This window comes from Lysinibacillus irui, assembly GCF_028877475.1.
In the GTDB taxonomy this organism is placed as follows: domain Bacteria; phylum Bacillota; class Bacilli; order Bacillales_A; family Planococcaceae; genus Lysinibacillus; species Lysinibacillus irui.
The window spans coordinates 2,873,602-2,896,049 of the sequence record NZ_CP113527.1 but is presented as its reverse complement, the minus strand read 5'-3'; the positions used below and the strand labels follow the sequence as shown (position 1 = coordinate 2,896,049).

Here is a 22,448-nt window from a genome sequence, read left to right as displayed (position 1 = left end):
TATTCAAAATTATGACATATAACGGTAGAATGAAAAGAGTCGTGTCCATGTTGGAACACGACTCTGTTCTTATTTGAAATAATTTGTGATAAATTGATTTGCTTCATGCCAGTTATAAACCCTTACAACGTTGTCAGGGACAGCCAGACGGTTATACGGTGTATCAAATAATACGACAGGAATTTTTAGCTCTTCAGCAAGCATCACCGCATTATCGTGCTTATCCTCAAAAAAAGCTTCTACATGATGTTTTTTTGCAGCAGCCAATTTATCATGGCTACCGAGAAGTTCGATATGATCGTAAGGGATAGCTTGCGTTTTAAACCAATTAACAGTGATATCTGCTACATTTTCACCTCGTGCAGAAATATAATACAGCTCGAAATTGTTTTTCCAAGCAGTTAGAATATTTTTTGCATCTTTTGCTACTTCAGAGACTTCATACATGTACGGCTCATTTTCCTTAAACCATGTGTTAAAGGCACCTCGGTCAACAGGGTGTGGAAAGGCAGATAAAAAATCGTATTCGCAAACGTCATCAAGCGTAATATTTACGTTATATTGTTTATTAATATGTGGAATGAGTGTACTTGGACATGTTACAGTCCCATCAATATCAATACCAAAGCGGGGCTTTTTCATGCTAGTACCTCCTTAGGCATTCGCTTTTTGAGCTTCTTCTGCGGCGCGCTTTTCTTCCATTTCTGCCGCCAATTTATCAATTTCTTTTTTCAGCTCTTCCACCATTGTTTCTTCAGGGACTTTACGGACCGTTTTCCCTTTCATGAATAGTAAGCCTTCGCCACGTGCACCGGCAATACCGATATCTGCTTCACGTGCTTCACCAGGGCCGTTTACTGCACAGCCTAATACAGCTACTTTTAAAGGTACATTTAATTTCGAAATATATTCTTCTACTTCATTGGCAATGGAAATTAAATCAATCTCAATGCGTCCACATGTTGGACAAGAGATTAGGGTAGCCATGTTTGAAGCTAGACCAAATGATTTTAATAGTTCTCGTGCTACTTTTACTTCTTCTACTGGGTCAGCAGATAGTGAAATACGCAATGTGTTCCCAATTCCTTTTGATAGAATGGCTCCAAGTCCTGCTGCTGATTTTACGGTACCAGCAAATAGCGTACCTGATTCAGTAATACCTAAATGTAGCGGGTAATTAAAGGCCTTAGAGGCTTTTTCATAGGCTTCAATAGCAAGATTTACGTCAGATGCCTTCATCGATACGATAATATCGTGGAAGTCCAAGTCTTCCAAAATTTTAATATGGTGAAGAGCCGACTCAACCATACCATCTGCTGTAGGATAGCCGTATTTTTCTAAAATATGACGCTCTAATGAACCAGCATTTACACCAATACGGATTGGTATACCTTTTGCTTTGGCAGCATTGACAACCGCTTCTACTTTTTCTTTACGACCAATATTGCCTGGGTTAATACGTACTTTATCAATACCATTTTCAATGGCTTTTAATGCTAATCTATAGTCAAAATGAATATCAGCTACTAATGGAATATGGATACGTTTTTTAATTTCAGCAATCGCATCTGCTGCACGTTCATCTGGTACAGCAACACGAACAATCTGACAGCCTGCTTCCTCAAGACGAAGAATTTCCGCAACTGTTGCTTCTACATCATGTGTTTTGGTTGTACACATACTTTGAATGAATAATTCATTACTACCACCAATTGTTAAGTTACCGACACGTACAGGACGTGTATTTGAACGGTGACAAATTTCACTCATTAACTTTCTCTCCTTTTCGGGCCACTATTTTCAGCCGTCACTGTCATTTATTTTAGCAGTGTAAGAAAATAAGGACAAGGAAGAAACGCTAACTTTTCATTTTAGGCATTTGTTTTCAAATTCAAACGAGAGAGGAAGCTTGATATTTTCACCAGGAATTAGTGCTTGTAATTGTAAGTGTGGGTTTAAGTTATAAAAAAGTTGTAAGCGTTCTGGAAAGGTCATGGGAACTTTTGCAGGGTGTAGGGCAAATAGGCTATGAATGGTATCTCCTTCAATCGTTTGTACTGTAATATAATTGGGCTCACGCTGTTTCTCACAAAGTCCATTTTCTGAGTTTTTCGTGGTTAAAGCAGCCAGCGGTATGGACCCTTCTGTTAAATCTACTTTGACAACAAAGGCGATGACAATGATGATAGCTGTTAAGATGAATGCGCGCAAAAAATCCCCTCCTTTTCTACACTATATTTAGAAGAGGGGGGATTCATGCACATTATTTTATATTTGGTTGTTTCGGATATTTTGTAAAGGCCACAATTAATAGAGTAACAGTTAATAATAAAGAGAGTACAGAGATAATGGTACTGTTAATTGGTAAATAGTCTGCTAGCATCGATAGTAAAGTTGCCCAAGTAATAGCAAAAGTAGTTGTTCTCCAGATGTGACGATATTCTCCACGGCGTTTCATCACTTTAAGGATAAATAAACCAGCTAAAGCATAAAGAGCAATTTGTGCAAAGATGAGCATCGTTGTAAAGACAAAAAGCATCAGAAATGTGAATGGATATAAGAGCCATTTAATGCCATCTATGTATTCGGTTAAACCATTGAAATTATCCATATCAAACGTATCGACTGACATACCAGCCGCAAAGCGACCTAAAGAGAATACGGATACGATGGTAATGAGTAGAAAAGTATATTGAATAACCTTTCCAATAGGTAATAAACGATAGGCTGCTAGTTTTTTAGGATGAATAAGACTATCGATAAAAAGCTGTGAGTGTTTCATGCTATATCTCCTCCAAGTGATAGTTTAACATGTTCGTAGAGGACAAGGTATGAAAGAAGTATAAATGAAGTCAGTTTAGATGATAAAATGTTAACATTATGTAAAGAAGTTAAAGGATTTCTTTACTTTTTGTTTGTAATCATTTAATGATTAGAAATAGAGTAGAGATGTAAGAATTGGAGCGAAAATAATTGACAATCGATTGGCAAAGCATACTCTTTCAGTTTTTAGGTGGGTTAGGGGTATTTTTATTTTCCATTAAATTTATGGGAGAGGGGCTTCAGAAATCAGCGGATGAACGTTTACGTGAATGGTTAAATCGCTTTACCACTAACCCGATTATGGGCGTCTTAGTGGGCATAATTGTAACAATTTGCATTCAATCAAGTTCGGCAACAACAGTAATCACTGTGGGGTTAGTGAGTGCTGGTTTTTTAACATTACGTCAAGCAATCGGCGTAATTATGGGGGCAAATATTGGTACTACCATTACAGCTTTTATTATTGGGATTAATATTGGTATCTATTTTTATCCTTTGCTAGCTATCGGTGCGGGTTGTCTATTTTTCTTAAAAAAAGCAACGTATCAACATATTGGTCAAATACTATTTGGCTTTGGTGGTTTATTTTTAGGACTAGAATTGATGAGTGCTAGTATGCAGTCATTACATCAACTAGCAGATTTCGCATCCTTAACGCTTCATTTAAGTAATCAACCAATATTAGGTGTATTTTTAGGGTCCATTTTTACATTACTAGTGCAAAGCTCTACTGCAACAGTTGGTGTGCTGCAAGGTTTATATGCAGAACATTTAATTGGCTTAGATGGTGCTTTACCGATATTATTTGGTGAAAATATTGGCACGACCATTACAGCGGTTTTAGCTTCTCTTGGTGCCTCTATCTATGCAAAACGTGCAGCTGCAGCACATGTACTTTTTAATGTCATTGGCACGATTATTTTTATGATATTTTTCACACCATTTATGCAATACGTACAGTGGGTGAGCGGGGTATTTCATTTAGAGCCTCGCATGCAAATTGCTGTAGCACACGGCTCTTTCAATGTCTTTAATATGATGATTCAATTACCATTTATAGCTGGACTAGCGGCATTGGTTACAAAGTTACTACCAGGACATGATGGCAATATTAATGTAACAACAAAGCATTTAGATCCAACATTTATTGATTCCTCTCCAGCCATTGCACTTGGCCAAGCGAAAGAAGAAGTTTTACGAATGGGTGAGCATGCTTTACGTGGATTAGAAGAAACATTTTTATATATGAAAACCGGTGAATCTGAACATATTCCTACGGTTTTACAATTAGAGGTTGGACTTAATCATTTAGATAACGAGATTACGGATTATTTAGTCATGGTGTCTAAGCAGCCTCTTTCTCGTGCAGACTCAGTAAGACACCATACCCTATTAACAAATGTGCGAGACTTTGAACGGATTGGCGATCATTTTGAAAATATAATAGAACTTTTACAATACAAGGATCACCATGAAGTGAGCTTAAGTAAATCAGCAAGACAAGATTTGATTGGTATGTTTAGTTTAGCAATAGAGGCTGTAAGGAAAAGCATAGAAGCACTGGATACGGCGAGCTTAAGTTTAGCCCAAGAAGTGACAGAGTTAGAAAGCTTGATTGATGACATGGAGGATAAACTCCGTCAAAAACATATTGCACGATTGAACACTAATGAATGTAGTGGGGCTGCAGGGATTGTCTATATGGATATTGTCAGCAATTTGGAACGCATTGGGGACCATGCGGTAAACATTGCAGATTCTATTTTAGGTATTCGTCATTAGCGACATGAAACTTTTCGCTTTGTTAATCCGTATGAAAGGCAACGCACGATAAAAGGAGAGAAACTGTATGGAAGTTGTTGGCTGGATCTTAGTGATTGCCTGCTTTATTATTTCATTTGTTGGTTTAGTGTATCCCATCATCCCGGGTGTTCTGTTTTTGGTTGGTGGATTTTTGCTATATGGCGTATTTTTCTCATTCGCAGACTTAAACTGGTGGTTCTGGGTGATAGAAATACTATTTGTAGTGTTATTATTTGGAGCCGATACTGTGGCAAATGCGTTTGGTATAAAAAAGTTTGGGGGCTCCAATGCTGGCATGTGGGGGAGTACCATTGGTTTATTAATTGGTCCATTTGTTATTCCAGTGGCAGGGATTTTAATTGGCCCATTTTTAGGTGCAGTGATCGCAGAATTAATTGTTGAAAAACGTACATTTAGTGAGGCAGTGAAAAGTGGTGTAGGCTCCTTAATTGGCTTTTTAACATCTACAGTTGCCAAAGCTGTCATTCAAATTGTGATGATCATTGTATTTTTTATCGCGATTTAGCCTTCACTTTTGATGTTTAATGATTGTGACGTAAGGGTAAGATAGTAAACGTATCGGTATTTCAGTCAAAAGGCTGAAATCTTCAAATTGAAGTATTTTTCGTTGAATGGTTTGACCAATTTTGATAATCTAAGGATGTACTAATTATTTCTTATTTTAGGGAGGAACTTAACAATGGCTTACGAATTACCACAATTAACTTACGCTTATGATGCATTAGAACCACATATCGATGCAAAAACAATGGAAATTCACCATTCTAAACACCACAATACTTATGTAACAAACTTAAACGCAGCAGTAGAAGGTACTGAATTTGCTGAAAAGGATATTAACGACTTAATCGCAAATCTTGATGCTCTTCCAGCTGACAAACAAACTGCTGTACGCAACAACGGTGGCGGACATGCTAACCATACATTATTCTGGGAAGTAATCGCACCAGGCGGCTCAAATACACCAGTTGGCGAAGTAGCAAAAGCAATCGATGCTAAATTCGGTTCTTTCGATGCTTTCAAAGAAGAATTTGCTAAAGCTGCTACAACTCGCTTTGGTTCAGGTTGGGCTTGGTTAATCGTTGATGGTGACTCAGTTGCTGTTACGTCTACTCCAAACCAAGACTCTCCAGTAATGGAAGGTAAAACACCAGTTCTAGGCTTAGATGTTTGGGAACACGCATACTACTTAAACTACCAAAACCGTCGTCCAGATTACATCGGTGCATTCTGGAACGTAGTAAACTGGGATGTAGTAGAAGCTAAATTCCAAGCTGCAAAATAATAATGTTAAGTAAATGGCTATGCCAACGGTGAGCAATCACTGAGGCATAGCCTTTTTTGTTGGAAAAAAATGTTCAAGTTTGCAGCTTGGAATTGTTAATCTGACGAATAAAGGATATCGAAATGTTAGGTAGCAGAAAGTAAGGCAACCTTTCTTTAGAAAGACCGTCAAATAAATGATGTTTTCCACAAGAATTCGTAAGTGCGTGCTTTTCTGTCATACCTTCGAATGGTATACTTAGTATCGTGTATTGAAATGATTAGAAGATGAGGAGGGGAATACATATGCGCAAAGCACCAGGAAAAAACCGCGCGGCGAGTGTTAAAGCAAAACATCACTCTAATTTAACATTTCGTATGAATATCCTTTTCTTTGCAATATTTATCGTATTTTCAATGTTAATATTTAGACTTGGCTATATGCAAATCGTCAAAGGGGAAGATTATGTACGTATTTTAGAACGTACAGAAGAAGTTCCTGTCAATACAAGTGTGCCTAGAGGTCGCATGTATGATCGTTACGGACGTATTTTAGTAGATAATCACCCAGAAAATGCGATTACGTATACGAAAATGCAAACGACAACATCAGAGGAAATGCTCGATATCGCGAAAAAGTTAGCACAATTAATTGAACAACCAACAAATCGTGTCACACTGCGTGATAAACAAGATTTCTGGATACTCAAAAATCACGATGCTGCCTATGAAAAGGTCACAAAGGCAGAAGAAACAAAGATCCGAACAAAAGAAAATATTACAACAAGTCAAATCAATGCAGAGATTGATAAACTGGTACGAGAACGTATTACGAATGAAGAGCTTTTACAATTAACAGAGGAAGATTTAGAAGTATTAGCTATTTATCGAGAAATGGTGTCTGGCTATAATTTATCTCCTCAAATTATTAAAAGTGAAAATGTATCAGCAGAAGAATTTGCACGTGTATCTGAGCGTTTAACTGAACTGCCAGGTGTTAACACAACAACAGACTGGAAACGTGTAAAGTTATCATCTTTATCTATTCTTGGACGTACAACGGTTCCAACAAAAGGGATACCGAAAGAGAAGCTCAATTATTATTTAGCACGTGACTATTCACGTAATGACCGTGTGGGAGAAAGTTATATTGAAGCACAATATGAAGAATTACTACAAGGTCAAAAAACAGTCGTCAAAAATATTACCAATAAAAAAGGACAGGTAGTCGATACAGTTACCACTTATGAAGGGGAGCCTGGTAAAGATTTAATCCTATCATTAGATAGTGAGTTGCAAGCTGCCACGGATAAGATTGTAGAAGAAGAGCTGCTTAATTTAAAGGCACTTCCTGGATCGTACTTATTAGATCGAGCCTTTTTAATTATGATGGACCCGAATACAGGGGACATCTTATCTATGGTTGGTAAGAAAATAGAAAAGAATCCCGAGACAGGGGAAAATGAAGTTGTTGACTATGCATATGGATCATTTACAACAGCTTATGAGGCAGGTTCAGCTGTTAAAGCAGCGACCGTTCTTACTGGCTATAATCAGGGCGTTATTTCGATGGGTACTTCTATGGGAGATGAGCCGATTATATTAGCTGGCACGGACCCGAAAACTTCTATTTTTAACAGGGGTGGATATATCCCGATGAATGACTTGTTAGCATTAGAACGTTCTTCCAACTCTTTTATGTTTAAGATTGCGCTGTTAATTAATGGAACACCGTACAGTTATGGCATGCCTTTACGTTTAAAGGATGATACATTCCCAAAAATGCGTAATAACTATGCGCAATTTGGATTAGGTGTAAAAACAGGTATTGACTTACCAAATGAATTTAGTGGGGTTCGTGGTCCATCAGGTCCAACGATGGGGGGTAAAACACTTGACTTGGCCATCGGACAGTATGACACTTATACAACTCTGCAATTAGCACAATATATTTCAACAGTTGCCAATGGTGGCTATCGTATTCAGCCACATGTTGTGAAAGAGGTTCGTGATCCATCACAAGATGGTAAACAATTTGGACAGTTAGTAACAGAAATAGGACCAACCATTTTGAATCAAATTGATAATCCAAAAGAGGAAATCGATTATGTAAAACAAGGGTTACGTCGTGTGTATACTGGTAATCAAGGTACAGCAAGAGCTCAATTTGCGGATACTCCATATACAGCTGCTGGGAAAACTGGTACTGCAGAGGTAGTATACTATGGTCCACTACGTGAATACTTTGGTACAAACACGATCAACTTAACACATGTTGGTTTTGCACCATATGAAAACCCTGAAATTGCCTATGCAGTTGTTATCCCATGGGTTAATACAAATTTAGCCCCACACTACTATCAAAATAACGTAATTGCTAGACGTTCATTAGATAAATACTTTGAATTAAAAGCCAAATATCAAGCAGAAAAAGTGACAGATAGTAATGTAAAACAGCCAATTTTACCTGCCATTACAGAGGAAAAGATTGGTGAAGATGAGCAACAATAAATAAACCGCTAGGCATTTAAGTGCCTGGCGGTTTTTCTATTATAGAAAGAAAAAGTTAGGCAGATAATTGCTGAATAGCTAATTCAAACTGCTCTTTAGGCTTTTTCCCATAAAGCTCTATATTGTGATAGAAATAAGAAGCTATCATAAATTCAATGGCTTCTTGAAGTGTAAATTCCCGATGTTCCATTATTAATGACAAATATGTTTTAAAATAATCGGCATTTTGTACTTTTGCATGTTTCATGACAAAGGTCAAACTCTCCTTATCCAATACTGCTCTGTATAATGATTATCATTTTTCTGTGATATTCCTCAGATGCTTGCACTAAAGTCTCCCTTATAGAGGAGTCTTCCTCAATCTATATATTATACTTCTTGACACAATTTTCTATTATAACACCTTTCCTATAGGAAGCAAGTTTCCTCAATTGTAAATGTATCTTTACAATCGTTTACAAAGCATTACATTCCTTTACATCTCTTTTACGAACAGTTTATACGACTTCAACAATCAGTCATTATAGTAAAGATTGTAAGACAAATAACTATAAAACAGTTCATGACGGAGGCAAATGAGATGAAAAAGTGGAAGTACTTAACGATGACAGCAGTAATGGGTTCTGCATTAATGCTAGGTGCATGTGGTAGCGATTCTGCACAAAATGGAAACAATGCAGAAACAAACGCACCAGCAAGTTCAGGACAAGAAGCTGCTGATGAAAAGCTACAAGGCTCTGTAGCTGGAGATGGCTCATCAACAGTTGCGCCAATTATTGAAGCAGTTGTTGAAGAGTATGCAGGTACACAACCAGATGTCAAAGTATCAGTGGGGGTTTCTGGTACTGGTGGTGGTTTTGAAAAATTCATCGCGGGTGAAACAGACTTTTCAAATGCATCTCGTAATATAAAAGATGAAGAGAAAGCTAAGTTAGAAGAAGCGGGCATTGATTTTACTGAGCTAGCTTTAGCATATGACGGTTTATCAGTAGTTGTGAATCCAGAGAATGATTGGGCGAAGGATTTAACGGTAGAACAACTACAAAAAATTTGGATTGAAGATGGTAAAGAGAAAAAATGGTCTGATATTGATCCATCTTGGCCAGATGAAAAAATCGTTTACTATTCACCAGGAACTGATTCAGGCACATACGACTACTTTGATGAAGTCATTTTAGATGGAGCAGATCTAGTAAGCTCAGCAACATTATCAGAGGATGATAATATGCTAGTGCAAGGTGTGGCTGGTGACAAAAACGCAATTGGCTTCTTCGGCTATGCCTACTATCTAGAAAACAAAGATAAATTAAACATTGTCAAAGTAAATGGCGTAGAGCCAACTAATGAAACAATTGAAGGTGGAGAATATACACCACTTTCACGCCCATTATTCACATATGTGAAAAATAGTGCGATGAAAGACAATGAAGCAGCATATGACTTCATTAAATTTACACTTGAAAACGCAGGTGATATGGCTGAAGCAGTAGGCTATGTGCGTTTACCAGAAGAAAAATATACTGAAGGCCTAAAAACGTTAGAAGGCTTAAAATAAGTAGACATGCATAGAGGGGAAGAGATGTATGCTCTTTCCCTCGCTTATTTGAAAGGAGTTCCCAATGGTTTCTCAAAAGGAAAATAAGACATCATCTGTTCAGCAATTAATTGCAAATTCGCGCAATCAAAAAACAAAGAAAATAGTGGAAAAAGCAATGCCAACTCTATTATTTTCTGCAGCTATTATCTCTATTTTGACGACATTTGGCATTGTTTTCACCCTTATTTTTGAAACGTTTGAATTCTTTAAACGTGTGTCGATTACGGACTTCCTTTTTGGTACAAAATGGTTACCGTTTTCAGGGAATGAACCGTTGTTTGGGATTTTGCCGTTAATCGCAGGAACATTAAAAGTGACACTTATTGCAGTTGTAGTAGCCGTGCCATTTGGAATTGCTTCAGCTATTTATTTAAGTGAATATGCAAGTGAGAAAACGAGAAGAATTGTGAAACCTATTTTAGAAGTATTAGCAGGTGTACCAACGATTGTATATGGTTTCTTTGCTTTAACGTTTGTCACACCTCTATTACAGGAAATTGTACCTGGACTAAAATTATTTAATGCTTTAAGCCCAGGAATTGTTGTAGGGATCATGATTTTACCAATGATTACATCTCTTTCAGAGGATGCGATGTCTTCTGTACCAAATAGTATGCGTGAGGGAGCTTTAGCCCTAGGAGCAACAAAATTTGAGGTAGCAATCAAAGTCGTATTACCAGCAGCACTATCTGGAATTGTAGCTTCAGTTGTATTAGCTATTTCCCGGGCAATTGGAGAAACGATGATCGTATCTCTTGCGGGTGGTTCTACACCGAAATTTGATCTCAATGTAACGGATTCCATTCAAACGATGACTGCATATATTGTACAAGTTTCAACTGGTGATGCAGGCTATGGTACAACTATTTACTACTCTATTTATTCAGTAGGATTTACATTATTTATCTTTACGCTATTAATGAATTTACTTGCTCACTATATTTCTAAACGCTTCAGGGAGGTTTACTAGCATGCGTTATATGGATGATACAGTCGTCATGAAACGAATGTCAAAGCGTATTACATTCAATAAAGTTTGGAAAGCATTATTTTTCTTAGCTACTACGTTTGCGCTTGTGACATTAGCCATTTTGTTATATCGTATCGTGACACAAGGAATTGATTACTTAAATATTGATTTCTTAACGAATTTTGCATCGAGGTTTGCAGATAAGGCAGGGATCAAGGCAGCTTTAATAGGTTCGCTTTGGTTAATGGCAGTTGTTGCACCTGTATCGATTATTTTAGGTGTAGGTACTGCAATTTATTTAGAAGAGTATGCAAAGAAAAATAGAATCAACGACTTTATTCGAATGAATATATCGAATTTAGCAGGTGTACCTTCCATTGTTTTTGGTTTACTAGGGTTAACAATTTTTGTACGTATGATGGGTCTAGGTAAAAGTATTTTAGCTGCTGGGTTAACAATGAGTTTATTAATCTTACCTGTTATCATTGTGGCTGCACAGGAAGCCATTCGTGCTGTACCGAATGAGCAACGAGAAGCTTCATATGGTATGGGTGCAACAAAATGGCAAACGATTTTACGTGTTGTGCTACCTGCTGCAATTCCAGGTATTCTGACAGGCAGTATTTTAGCAATGTCTCGTGCCATTGGAGAAACAGCACCACTTGTTGTTATCGGGATTCCAGTTATCCTTCAGTTTTTACCGAACGGTTTATTGAGTCAATTTACAGCCTTACCAATGCAAATCTATGATTGGGCAAAAAGACCACAAGAAGCCTTTCAGTATGTGGCAGCCGCAGGTATTTTAGTGCTCATGACTGTCCTGCTATTGATGAATTCAATTGCCATCTTTATTCGAAATAAATTCCAAAAACGTTATTAATGAGGTGACCTTATGGTTCTAGATTTAAAAGATGAAAAAACTATTGTTAAACCGATTCGAGCGACAACTAAGCCTGCTGCGGAAGTGGCCAAAAATATTGTCTATGATACACGTGATTTAAATTTATGGTATGGCGATCATCATGGCTTGAAGGATATTAATTTAAGCATCTATGAAAATGAAGTAACGGCGATTATTGGGCCTTCTGGCTGTGGTAAATCGACGTATCTGAAAACGTTAAACAGAATGGTCGAGCTTGTACCAAGTGTTCGTACATCTGGTGAAATTTTATATCGTGAACGTAATATTTTAGATAAAAATTATACGGTTGAGGAATTAAGAACACGTGTAGGAATGGTGTTCCAAAAACCTAATCCGTTTCCAAAATCTATTTATGATAACATTGCGTATGGACCAAGAATCCACGGTATTAAGAATAAAAAAATTCTGGATGAAATTGTTGAGAAGTCGCTACGTGGCGCAGCAATTTGGGATGAAGTAAAAGATCGTTTAAATCAAAATGCTTATGGCTTATCAGGTGGTCAGCAACAACGTATTTGTATTGCTCGTTGCTTAGCGATTGAACCAGATGTCATCTTAATGGATGAACCAACATCCGCATTAGACCCAATCTCTACATTAAAAGTAGAAGAGCTTGTGCAAGAGCTGAAGCAGGATTATTCAATTGTTATCGTGACACATAACATGCAACAAGCTGCACGTATTTCCGATCGTACAGCATTCTTCCTTAGCGGAGAAGTAGTAGAATACGATAAAACGGATATCATCTTCCAAACACCAGCAGATCAACGTACGGAAGACTATATTTCAGGACGTTTCGGCTAAGGAGGAGCAATAGATGGTAGTACGTGAGCGTTTTGAACAAGAGCTGAAAGAAGTGCAGGGACAATTTGTGGCCCTTGCCAACAGTAGTATCCTAGCATTAAAAACAGCGTTTGAAGCTTTAGTAGAGCAGGATTTAGAAAAAGCCTTAAAAATTTTAGAAGATGATTTAGTGATTAATCGTCTTGAAGAAGCGATAAATGATCATGTTATTTTAATGATTGCTAAGCAACAACCAGTGGCAACAGATTTACGCCGTTTAATGGTCCTTGTAAAAGCCGCATCCGATATGGAAAGAGTGGGCGATTATGCAGTCAACATCGCTAAAGAAGCCATTCGAATTGGCAAAGAACCTATAGTATTTCCGATGACTAATTTGCAAACAATGTGTAATAAAACAGTAGAAATGTTAGAGAGTATCATGAAGGCCTTTACAGAAGAAGATACAGTGCGTGCTAAAGAAATTGCTGAATTAGATGACTATGTGGATGATTTATATGGTGCAACGGTTACACTTTTACTTCGCGCTGGTGTAGAAAATCCGGCACATATTTCTCAAATTACACATCTCACATTTATCTGCCGCTATTTAGAACGTTCGGCTGACCATGCCACAAATATTGCCGAACATCTATTTTACTTAGTCAAAGGCAAACATTATGAATTAAATAATTAAGGGGGAAGAGCTGCTAATAAAGCTCTTCTTTTTATTTGGACAAAAGTTCACTTGTAGGAGCAACCAAGTTTTTTTAGTATCGTCAATATAACGAGCGTATTTGTATTGTCAAAAAAATTTTTTGGTTATACTATAGACATTATCCAAAAAATGTGGTGCTTTGGAGGTGCTGCTACGTGAAAAATCCGATACAATCACTCATAGAAAAATTGAACTTGGACATGACAGAAGAGCAATGTAACTATTTACATTTTTTGTATGAAAATCTACATCTTGAAGAACTAAACGACAGGGAGCAACGTTATTTCATCGACTACTTTTTCAAGAGTGAGCCTTTACGAAATATGGCAGCATTTGCACTTGAATTGGCAGATATTATGCATGAAATAAGAGAAAATATCCCTCCTATTGAGAAAGCTGAACGCTTAGCTGATGGCCGTGAACAACGTTTGTATTATGAACACAAATGGTCAGAGCTCAGACGTCAAAAGCTCAAGCAGCAAACGTTGAAAAGTGGAAATGTGTTTTATGTTCCATTTCATGAGTATAAGCAAGAGCCTGGTCCGTTAATTATTTGTTTGGAACAAACTACAGGGATGGCTGTTTACTCAGAGCTTTGTAAAAGCATGATTTTGCCATTATTTATGAATGCACATCGTGAAAGTCGCGATTTATATATTGTCCCTTATGATCAGCAAATACATGTTCATTACCGCTTTGAAAATGGACATTTAAATTTAGCTGATTTTAAAAGCTTTATCGAATATAAGGCAAAGGGAGAGGCTGCTATTTTGCCTGTTTTGCAGTTTGTTAAAGCGTTGCTGCAGGAAAATCAACTTGGTGCTCAAGCAGAAGTTATCATTTTTACAGAAGGAACGCCCATTGATGGAAAGCATTTAGTAGGGAAGCAAACGAAAATCATGCTAGAGGAAATGAAGCAAAAATACCATGCTGAATTTTCAGTCATTGCGATGCAGGAACATAATTTTAATAAACAGCAATTTTGGTTTGCTAGTAAGGCTTTTTTTGCGGATGATGCAATACAATAACAAAAGGGGGCTAGCCATTATTACTACAGGTCAGCTCCTTTTTGTTGGAGATACATAGGTACTTTAAAGGAGAAATACATGGATTCATTACATTGGTTTTTACCTAAATTTACAGTCCCGACATGGATGGATGTCTTGATTGCGATCATCATTTGTCTAGTTGGTTGGCTTATTCAACGATTTGTCATTAAAAAAATTATTAACCGTGTTGTAACATTTCTAAGAAATCGTCAGCGACATTTCCAAGCAAATGTGCTAGCCCAGTTTAGTAAAGCAATTGGCTTTGCGTTTATGACGGCTGTCATTGTTCTAAGTCTATCATATCTAATAGAAGTCCCATTGTTTACGCATAAATCAACAAAAAACTTTGTCCTATCTCTTATGGTGTTTTTTGCTTTTAAAGGTGTTTACGATGTATTACATTTTTATACGAAGCAGCCATTTGAACTAACGAGTGAAGAGGATCAGAATGTTTTATTACCGTTTTTTCTACGAATTGGTAAAGTACTTATTATGATTTTTGCTATGTTTACGATTGCTTCGTTATGGAATTTCAATCTCAATGGTTTTTTAACAGGGATTGGTTTAACAGGAGTAGCGATTGCCTTTGGGATTCGTGATACATTAGCTCATGTGTTTGGGGGCATGTCCGTAGCATTAGATAATCCATTCCAAATTGGGGATTGGATAGCGACTGAAGATCAGAAAATCGAAGGGACAATTGAAGATATCAATCTTAGAAGTACCTTAATCCAAACAGGAGATAAAGGGCTTGTGTATGTACCGAATTCTTATTTAGTCAATCGACCAATTTATAATTTATCGAGACGAGAAAAAAGAAAATGCGAACAATTTCTCTATATAGCTGCAGAAAATGATGAGGATACTATCCGTGGCGCTTTATCGGCTATGCATAAGGAAATATATTTACATGCTCAAACAGAGAAAGAGATGATTCATGTTTATATTGATGAATTTCATCATAATTGTTATCGTGTGCTCATACGTTTCTTTATCGCAACGAACGACACAGCTATTATGATGGAAGTACGGCAGGATATTTTATTCGCCATTCGTCAAATAGTGGAGGATTTTTCAATTACGTTAGCGTCCTCTCCAGAGGATAACGATTTATAAAGCAAAAATAAATTGAATTGTGTGATAGTTTGCTTTACAATATTAGCTAGAAATCAGCTTTGATGAAGAATAGTAACTATTATTGATTTGTCATAGAGAGCTAGTGGTTGGTGGAAACTAGTACAAACGAATAGTGAATGGACTTCGGAGCTCTAATCCTGAACTACAAGTATGGATTAGCGTGTGCCTACGTTATAAGGCTTAGAGAGGGTCTTGCTAAAAGACCAATGAAGGTGGCACCACGGCTTTTCCGTCCTTTTGTGATGGAGAGGCCTTTTTTATTTTGATTCAGTAATATTAGTTCCGAAAATGATGATGCCAGGTATAATAGATTTCCTCCTTTTATGAGGGAGATCAATACTTAATTTGCATCCGGATTTTAAGCAACCGTTGAATCAAGATGATGTCTCAATCGAATGTAACAGAGTTTTCTTGAGACATCAAGATATATTGGTGTAGAAGAGCAGAGCTTAGAGAAGGAGAGAAGAGTATGACAGTTGAGGTTAGAAAGTACGCCATGAAAGTTTTACAGGGGGATATGATGACCCCTATCTCTGTGTATCAATCACTTACAGGGCAGCATAAAATGTTGTTCGAATCATCAGCTAAGCATGAGGAAAGTGGAAGATATTCTTTTATCGCCCTTAATCCAGTAGCTGAATTAAAAGGAAACAAGGAAGAATTCTACTTTTCCAAAGGACAAGAAAATGACAAATCAAAGGGGAATGTACTCGATAAATTAAAGAAAGTCATACCCTTCCATGAAGAAAGCTATCCCTTTGCCTTTTTTGGTGGAGCCATCGGTTATTTTGGCTATGAAACAGCTTTTTATACGGAAAAAATCGGAGAATATTTACAGGATGAATTAGTGATGCCAGATGTCCATGTATTTTTCTATGATACATTCATTGTCTTTGATCATCTAACACAGGAAATTACGTTAGCTTCAATTGATCTATTTCAGGAGGGACGTTCATTAGCAGAAATGGAGAACGCTATTGCAACGATGGAGCAACAACTTTGTGCAGGTACGACCTTTGAGGCATTGCAGGTGGATGAACTACTTTTTAAGCCAATGCTTTCAAAGAAGCAATTTGTCTCTTTGGTGGATCGAGCTAAGCAGCATATTTTAAGAGGCGATATTTTCCAAATTGTGCTATCACAACGCTTTTCAGCACCATTTACAGGCTCCCCATTCTCACTTTATCGTCAATTACGTACATCTAATCCATCACCGTATATGTTTTACATGGATTTTGGTTCCTATATTATTTTAGGAACTTCCCCTGAAAGTCTTGTGAAAGTTAAAAATCGTATGGTTACAACGAACCCAATAGCAGGTACAAAGCCTCGCGGTGAGACAACAGTACAGGACAAAGTAATTGCAAAAGCTTTGTTAGAGGACGAAAAGGAAATAGCAGAGCACCGAATGCTAGTGGATCTAGGGCGCAATGATCTAGGGCGTATTGCCAAAGTTGGTACCGTAAAGCTTATGAAATACATGACTATCGAACGCTATAAATATGTCATGCATATTGTTTCAGAGGTAACGGCGGAACTACGAGATGACCTCCACATTCTAGATGTTTTACGAGCATCTCTACCTGCTGGGACGGTGTCAGGGGCACCTAAAATTCGTGCCATGCAGCTGATAAATGAATTAGAATCGATTAAGCGTGGTGTCTATGCGGGAGCGGTAGGCTATATTTCAACTACAGGGGATATGGATTTGGCACTTGCTATTCGTACAATGATTATTAAAGATCAACAAGCACATGTACAGGCAGGGGCTGGAATTGTCTATGATTCAGATCCATTGTCGGAATACGAGGAAACACTTAATAAAGCTCGTGCGCTATTGGAGGTAAGAAAATGATTTTATTAATTGATAATTATGATTCCTTTACCTACAATCTATTTCAACAAATCAGTATGCTTGGTAAAAGTGTCACAGTCGTTCGAAATGATGCTATTACAATAGAAGAAATTCAAGAAATGTCACCCGAAGCTATTATTTTATCCCCAGGACCAGGAACGCCGGCTGAAGCGGGTATTACTGTGAATGTGATTAAGGAGCTACATGGAAAATTCCCTATTTTAGGTATTTGCCTTGGCCATCAATCGATCGGGCAGGCTTTCGGGGCAAATATTGTGCAAGCCAAAAACATTATGCATGGAAAGCTGTCACCGCTTCAGTATAAGAATACGGGCTTATTTGCACAACTAAATGGAGACATTGAGGTTATGCGTTATCATTCCCTAATTATTGAAGCACAGACATTGCACAAAGATTTCAACATTATTGCTACAGCAGGTGATGATGGGGAAATTATGGCGATTCAACATAAAAAATACCCTCTTTATGGACTGCAGTTTCACCCAGAATCCATTGGCACAAAAGAAGGCAGTATCATGATGAAAGCCTTTTTAGAAAATATAGCGTAATGATACAGAAAAAAGCTGTCGCTTCATTTGGCGACAGCTTTAATATTATTGTTTTTTGCCTGTGATTAATTTTGCAATTTCTTCAAGAGTCATGGAAGAGTTGACCTCATAGGAGCCTATCTGTAAGCTTCGAGCATATTTTGCGTTTGCGAGTAGTAGCTCCATCTCAACACTATTTGTAATGATGCCACCATCCTCAAGCTTTTGTGCAACAATATACGGTGTGATCCCACTATATATTTGCAGTGTCATCATCTTCTCATCAGTGTTAGTTTTATCAGCAGATTGTTCAGAAGCATCTGGTGAAGAAGTTTCTTCAGTCTTATGTACTGGCTTTAATTGTTCCTTTAATGAGGCAATTTCTTTATTTGCCTTATCTAACTTCATTCGCAGTTCTTCTACTTGTTGCAGATTAGGAGAATCTTTCATAGGAAGACCAATGTTTACATCATAGCGGCCTGCGAGAGCTAGCAAAGCCCCGACAAGAAAAATTGCAATACCGAATGCGCGGATGGCAGATTTGTTCATCAATCATCGACCTCCGTTTGCAATCACTTGGCGAACTTGCTCTTCTGTTAAATTAGAACGGATACTAATTTCTGCTACAGAAAGACCTTGTTTATTTAATTCGTGAACCTGACTAACGATAATTTGATGAATGGGTTTAGTCTGCGTTGTTGCTGATGTAACCTTTGAAGCTTGTGCAGCCTGTTGAACAGCTTGCATCATTTGTTGAACCTTAGGACTTTGTACTTGCTGAGGGGTAGGTGCTGATTTTGATTTCACTTGGAACTCAGGCTCTAATAAAAGTTCTTCCTCGACAATTTTCATGCGACGCTTTAAATTATTCGTTTCTTGAAATATAGAGATGGATAATTCTTCGACATCTTTCTCGATTTTTTGTGAACTATTTTTGAAAAAGAACGATATGATGATCAGAAGAATCCCGATACTCATTAATAGGATGGATAAATCCAATAGTTTCACCTCAATGTAGTATGTAATTATAAGATATTTTACCATATGCAAAGTTAATATGAAATGAAGGTAGATTTTTTTTCAGTTTATGTTATAATAGGTTAGTCGTATAAATCATGCTCAAATTTAAATTCTTGATATAGAGTGGGAGGGTTAATGATGCGCGTAAACATTACTTTAGCTTGCACAGATTGCGGCGAACGTAACTACATTTCTAAAAAGAACAAGCGTAACAATCCAGAGCGTCTTGAACTTAAAAAATATTGCTCTCGCGAGAAGAAATACACTCTTCACCGTGAAACTAAGTAATCGCTCATTAAGCCAAAACCACAAGTGGTTTTGGCTTTCTACATTTTAGGAAACCATTTTGATGGAAAGACTCTAAGTTGATTCAAGTTTTACTATATAGGAGGTAGCCTGGATGGATAAAACAACTTTACGTAACAAGGTGAAAGAAGCACTCTCGACAATGAGCGATAATACATATCATAGTCAATCTTTAGCTATAGTTAAAAAGGTGCTACAGGAACCATATATAATAGAAGCAAATACAATTGGTTTGACCATTTCAAATAAGCCAGAAGTCGACACATTTCTTCTAATTGAGGAATTATGGCAACTTGGTAAAAAGGTTGCTGTTCCAAAATGCCACCCGAAAACAAGAGAAATGTCATTTTACGCAATTGACTCTTTTGCCCAACTTGAAACTGTATATATGCATTTGCGTGAGCCTATTCCAGAAAGATGTGAGTTTGTTGACGCAAATGAAATGGATGTTATCCTTGTTCCAGGCGTAGTTTTTGACCGATATGGCTATCGAATCGGCTATGGCGGTGGTTATTATGATCGCTATGTATTAAACTATAAAAAGGGTAAGCTACTGTCCATGCTCTTTGATGAGCAAATCATTGATCGTGTTCCTACCGAAGAACATGATTGCCCAGTAGACATCATTGTGACACCCTCAAAACGTATTGATTGTCTAGGACAACGAGGAGCGAACGAAAATGGATAAAATGTTAGATATTTATGAACTCTTGAAAACCTATGGTACTTATATTTATACGCGGGATCCGATTGGCGATTTGATGTTAATGGAGGATGAAATACGCGAGCTTTATAAAGCAAATGTACTAGACATAAAAGATTATCAAATGGCATTACTACTCATTCGACAAGAAACAACAAGACTTCGTATGGAAGAGAATAAAAAGTAATGTTTGAAATATCATGTAAATGGGTATTGTAAAGTTAATGTAACATGTATGTAATATTCTTAAAACAGTGGATTTCCGCTGTTTTTGTGTTTTTACGAAACTTTTTACAATTCAAAACGTATATATAGATATCTGGCGCATAGAACAGCAAGGAGACGCATAGAAGAGCAGGAGAAAAAAATTTCAGGCAGATATGTGTTGATTATCTGTAAAAAAAAGTTTAAGATATATTTTGTTTCCGTAACAAAATGTAAAAAATTATTATTTTTTTGTAAGGAAGTAGGGAGGATGTTAGGAATGAAATCAATAAAGTGGCCTAAACATTCATTTATGATACTAGCAATTATAGCAACATGGATCAAAACGGTCATTGTTTACCACACAAGCTTCGAGATGAAAATTGAAAATGCCATGCAACAATTTATTTTGTTTATTAATCCATTAAGCTTTTTGCTATTTACGTATGGTTTATCACTATTTTTTAAATCAGCAAAAGCTAGAAATCGTTATCTGATAACGGTCAGCGTTATTTTGTCCATTGTCTTATACGGAAATGTAGCGTTCTATCGATTCTACAATGACTTTATTACGCTGCCAGTATTATTCCAAACAAGCAACTTTAGTGACTTAGGAACGTCCGTAGCAGCCATTGTTGAACCTTGGGATGTATTATATTTCGTTGATGTCATTATTTTAATCTTAGCAAATAAATTTTTACCAAAAATGAAAGAAGCATTTAAAGTGAATGTTGAGTTCCGACGTGCTTTCTTTGTATTGGCAGTAGCAATGACATTTTTAAATTTAGGATTAGCAGAAACAGAGCGTCCACAATTACTAACACGTAGTTTTGACCGCGAATTATTAGTGAAGAATATTGGTACATACAATTACCATTTGTATGACATTTATATTCAATCGAAATCATCTGCGCAACGTGCGTTAGCGGATGGTAGTGAACTAGTTGAAGTAAATAACTATATTCGTTCAAATCAGGCAGCCATTAACCCAGAAATGTTTGGGAAATATAAAGGTCGCAACTTAATTGTTGTGTCTATGGAGTCCTTACAAAACTTTGTCATTAATAATGATATGAATGGTCATGAAGTGACACCATTCTTAAACTCTTTAACAAAAGATAAAGATACGTATTATTTCAGTAATTTCTATCACCAAACAGGCCTTGGAAAAACATCTGACTCAGAGTTTATTTTAGAAAACTCCTTGTTTGGTTTAGGCCGTGGAGCAGTATTTTTCACGCATGGTGGAAATACGTATAACTCAATGGCAGAACGCCTTGGAGAAAATGGTTACTTTACAAATGTTATGCACCCGAATAATAAATCTTTCTGGAACCGTGACATGATGTATCAATCATTAAAAATCAATAAATTTTACGATATAGATTCATATACGGTTGAAGAAGGGCAAGCTGTAAACTGGGGTATGAAAGATACTCCATTCTTAGAGCAATCAGCTAATTTAATGAAAGATATGCCACAGCCATTCTATTCAAGACTGATCACGCTAACGAACCATTATCCATTTACATTGGACCCGGAAGATATTATGATTCCTGAATATGATTCGAACTCTGGTACTTTAAATCGTTACTTCCAAACAGTACGCTACATGGATGAAGCTCTAAAAGATTTCTTCCAACAGTTAAAAGATCAAGGTGTTTATGATAACTCTATTATCGTTATGTATGGTGACCATTATGGTATTTCTGAAAACCATAATAAAGCAATGGCACAATATTTAGGGAAAGAACAAATCACACCATTTGATAATGCATTACTGCAAGAAGTACCTTTATTCATCCATATCCCAGGATCTGGTGATGGTAAAGAAATGACAGAGATTTCAGGACAAATGGATTTACGTCCAACAATCTTACACCTTCTTGGCGTAGAAACGTCAAAAGATATGCAAATGGGGGCAGATTTATTCTCTCCAGAGCATGAGGACTTTGTTATTTTCCGTGATGGACGCTTTATCACAGATAAATACGTTTATGCTGGTGAAGCTTGCTATGACAAAGCAACTGGCGAAGAAATAGAAGGTGAGCCATGTCAATCATATGCTGATCGTGCCACAATGGAGCTAGAAAATTCTGATGCGATTATTAATGGTGACTTGCTTCGTTTCTATGATGAAAAAACAGGTAATTTAAAGCAGGATTCAGTTAAATAATCATATTAGAGAGATCTCATGACGAGGTCTCTCTTTTTTACA

Annotated in this window: 24 protein-coding genes and 1 other annotated feature; of the genes, 17 read left to right on the top strand and 7 right to left on the bottom strand. The window is 37.0% G+C overall.

What is annotated here, in order from left to right:
• Window positions 1–69: 69 nt before the first annotated feature.
• From OU989_RS14645 to OU989_RS14630, 4 genes are all read right to left on the bottom strand, one after another.
• Window positions 70–642: a 5' nucleotidase, NT5C type gene (locus OU989_RS14645; protein WP_274793753.1), complete on the bottom strand. Its 573-nt coding sequence runs from the start codon at window positions 640–642 to the stop codon at window positions 70–72.
• A 12-nt stretch (window positions 643–654) separates the two neighbouring features.
• A complete protein-coding gene (ispG, locus tag OU989_RS14640; protein WP_274793752.1) occupies window positions 655–1,770 on the bottom strand; it encodes a flavodoxin-dependent (E)-4-hydroxy-3-methylbut-2-enyl-diphosphate synthase in 1,116 nt (371 codons plus the stop codon).
• Window positions 1,771–1,866: 96 nt separating this feature from the next.
• On the bottom strand, window positions 1,867–2,211 hold the full coding sequence (locus OU989_RS14635; RefSeq protein WP_274793751.1) for a hypothetical protein: 345 nt from the start codon (window positions 2,209–2,211) through the stop codon (window positions 1,867–1,869).
• Between the two features lie 52 nt (window positions 2,212–2,263).
• A complete protein-coding gene (locus tag OU989_RS14630) occupies window positions 2,264–2,782 on the bottom strand; it encodes a DUF1189 family protein (protein ID WP_274793750.1) in 519 nt (172 codons plus the stop codon).
• Between the two features lie 191 nt (window positions 2,783–2,973).
• Between OU989_RS14630 and OU989_RS14625 the strand changes: the two genes are divergently transcribed.
• From OU989_RS14625 to OU989_RS14610, 4 genes are all read left to right on the top strand, one after another.
• On the top strand, window positions 2,974–4,605 hold the full coding sequence (locus tag OU989_RS14625; RefSeq protein WP_274793749.1) for a Na/Pi cotransporter family protein: 1,632 nt from the start codon (window positions 2,974–2,976) through the stop codon (window positions 4,603–4,605).
• A 67-nt stretch (window positions 4,606–4,672) separates the two neighbouring features.
• Entirely contained in the window at window positions 4,673–5,152 is a 480-nt protein-coding gene (locus OU989_RS14620) for a DUF456 domain-containing protein (RefSeq protein WP_274793748.1), read from the top strand.
• A 174-nt stretch (window positions 5,153–5,326) separates the two neighbouring features.
• A complete protein-coding gene (locus OU989_RS14615; RefSeq protein WP_016995356.1) occupies window positions 5,327–5,932 on the top strand; it encodes a superoxide dismutase in 606 nt (201 codons plus the stop codon).
• Between the two features lie 284 nt (window positions 5,933–6,216).
• Complete coding sequence (locus tag OU989_RS14610; protein WP_274793747.1) at window positions 6,217–8,421, top strand: peptidoglycan D,D-transpeptidase FtsI family protein; 2,205 nt, start codon at window positions 6,217–6,219, stop codon at window positions 8,419–8,421.
• 55 nt (window positions 8,422–8,476) lie between these two features.
• Here the strand turns inward: OU989_RS14610 and OU989_RS14605 are convergent, their stop codons facing one another.
• Complete coding sequence (locus tag OU989_RS14605) at window positions 8,477–8,668, bottom strand: hypothetical protein (RefSeq protein ID WP_274793746.1); 192 nt, start codon at window positions 8,666–8,668, stop codon at window positions 8,477–8,479.
• Window positions 8,669–9,001: 333 nt separating this feature from the next.
• Here OU989_RS14605 and OU989_RS14600 point away from each other — a divergent pair, with 333 nt between their 5' ends.
• From OU989_RS14600 to OU989_RS14560, 9 genes are all read left to right on the top strand, one after another.
• Window positions 9,002–9,976 (top strand): PstS family phosphate ABC transporter substrate-binding protein, encoded by a 975-nt coding sequence (locus OU989_RS14600; protein WP_274793745.1) that lies wholly within the window; start codon window positions 9,002–9,004, stop codon window positions 9,974–9,976.
• Between the two features lie 64 nt (window positions 9,977–10,040).
• On the top strand, window positions 10,041–10,988 hold the full coding sequence (gene pstC / locus OU989_RS14595) for a phosphate ABC transporter permease subunit PstC (protein WP_274793744.1): 948 nt from the start codon (window positions 10,041–10,043) through the stop codon (window positions 10,986–10,988).
• Window position 10,989: 1 nt separating this feature from the next.
• Window positions 10,990–11,868, top strand: a complete 879-nt coding sequence (gene pstA / locus OU989_RS14590) for a phosphate ABC transporter permease PstA (RefSeq protein WP_274793743.1) — start codon at window positions 10,990–10,992, stop codon at window positions 11,866–11,868.
• 12 nt (window positions 11,869–11,880) lie between these two features.
• On the top strand, window positions 11,881–12,714 hold the full coding sequence (pstB, locus tag OU989_RS14585) for a phosphate ABC transporter ATP-binding protein PstB (RefSeq protein ID WP_274793742.1): 834 nt from the start codon (window positions 11,881–11,883) through the stop codon (window positions 12,712–12,714).
• 13 nt (window positions 12,715–12,727) lie between these two features.
• Complete coding sequence (phoU, locus tag OU989_RS14580; RefSeq protein WP_274793741.1) at window positions 12,728–13,387, top strand: phosphate signaling complex protein PhoU; 660 nt, start codon at window positions 12,728–12,730, stop codon at window positions 13,385–13,387.
• 176 nt (window positions 13,388–13,563) lie between these two features.
• Window positions 13,564–14,436 carry a hypothetical protein gene (locus OU989_RS14575; protein WP_274793740.1) on the top strand — a complete coding sequence of 291 codons (873 nt, stop codon included), beginning with the start codon at window positions 13,564–13,566 and terminating at the stop codon, window positions 14,434–14,436.
• Between the two features lie 78 nt (window positions 14,437–14,514).
• On the top strand, window positions 14,515–15,573 hold the full coding sequence (locus OU989_RS14570) for a mechanosensitive ion channel family protein (RefSeq protein WP_274793739.1): 1,059 nt from the start codon (window positions 14,515–14,517) through the stop codon (window positions 15,571–15,573).
• Window positions 15,574–15,623: 50 nt separating this feature from the next.
• Window positions 15,624–15,834 (top strand) — a binding site (T-box leader).
• Between the two features lie 229 nt (window positions 15,835–16,063).
• Window positions 16,064–17,449, top strand: coding sequence for an anthranilate synthase component I (trpE, locus tag OU989_RS14565; protein WP_274793738.1), 1,386 nt, complete (start codon window positions 16,064–16,066; stop codon window positions 17,447–17,449).
• Window positions 17,446–18,018, top strand: a complete 573-nt coding sequence (locus tag OU989_RS14560; protein ID WP_274793737.1) for an anthranilate synthase component II — start codon at window positions 17,446–17,448, stop codon at window positions 18,016–18,018. The genes trpE and OU989_RS14560 overlap by 4 nt, the downstream gene beginning before the upstream one ends.
• Window positions 18,019–18,063: 45 nt before the next feature.
• Here OU989_RS14560 and OU989_RS14555 read toward each other — a convergent pair whose 3' ends face one another.
• The gene (locus OU989_RS14555; protein ID WP_274797351.1) at window positions 18,064–18,546 is read right to left on the bottom strand and encodes a hypothetical protein; all 483 of its coding nucleotides are present in this window, start codon (window positions 18,544–18,546) and stop codon (window positions 18,064–18,066) included.
• Window positions 18,547–18,549: 3 nt separating this feature from the next.
• Window positions 18,550–19,005 (bottom strand): hypothetical protein, encoded by a 456-nt coding sequence (locus tag OU989_RS14550; RefSeq protein WP_274797350.1) that lies wholly within the window; start codon window positions 19,003–19,005, stop codon window positions 18,550–18,552.
• 150 nt (window positions 19,006–19,155) lie between these two features.
• On the opposite strand from OU989_RS14550, the gene rpmG reads away from it, so the two are divergent.
• The 4 genes from rpmG (at window position 19,156) to OU989_RS14530 (ending at window position 22,406) form a co-directional block, all read left to right on the top strand.
• The gene (gene rpmG / locus OU989_RS14545) at window positions 19,156–19,305 is read left to right on the top strand and encodes a 50S ribosomal protein L33 (protein ID WP_008408521.1); all 150 of its coding nucleotides are present in this window, start codon (window positions 19,156–19,158) and stop codon (window positions 19,303–19,305) included.
• Window positions 19,306–19,417: 112 nt separating this feature from the next.
• Complete coding sequence (locus OU989_RS14540) at window positions 19,418–20,011, top strand: 5-formyltetrahydrofolate cyclo-ligase (protein WP_274793735.1); 594 nt, start codon at window positions 19,418–19,420, stop codon at window positions 20,009–20,011.
• Window positions 20,004–20,213, top strand: a complete 210-nt coding sequence (locus OU989_RS14535) for a YqgQ family protein (RefSeq protein ID WP_274793734.1) — start codon at window positions 20,004–20,006, stop codon at window positions 20,211–20,213. The genes OU989_RS14540 and OU989_RS14535 overlap by 8 nt, the downstream gene beginning before the upstream one ends.
• A 297-nt stretch (window positions 20,214–20,510) precedes the next feature.
• On the top strand, window positions 20,511–22,406 hold the full coding sequence (locus tag OU989_RS14530) for an LTA synthase family protein (protein ID WP_274793733.1): 1,896 nt from the start codon (window positions 20,511–20,513) through the stop codon (window positions 22,404–22,406).
• Window positions 22,407–22,448 lie beyond the last annotated feature (42 nt).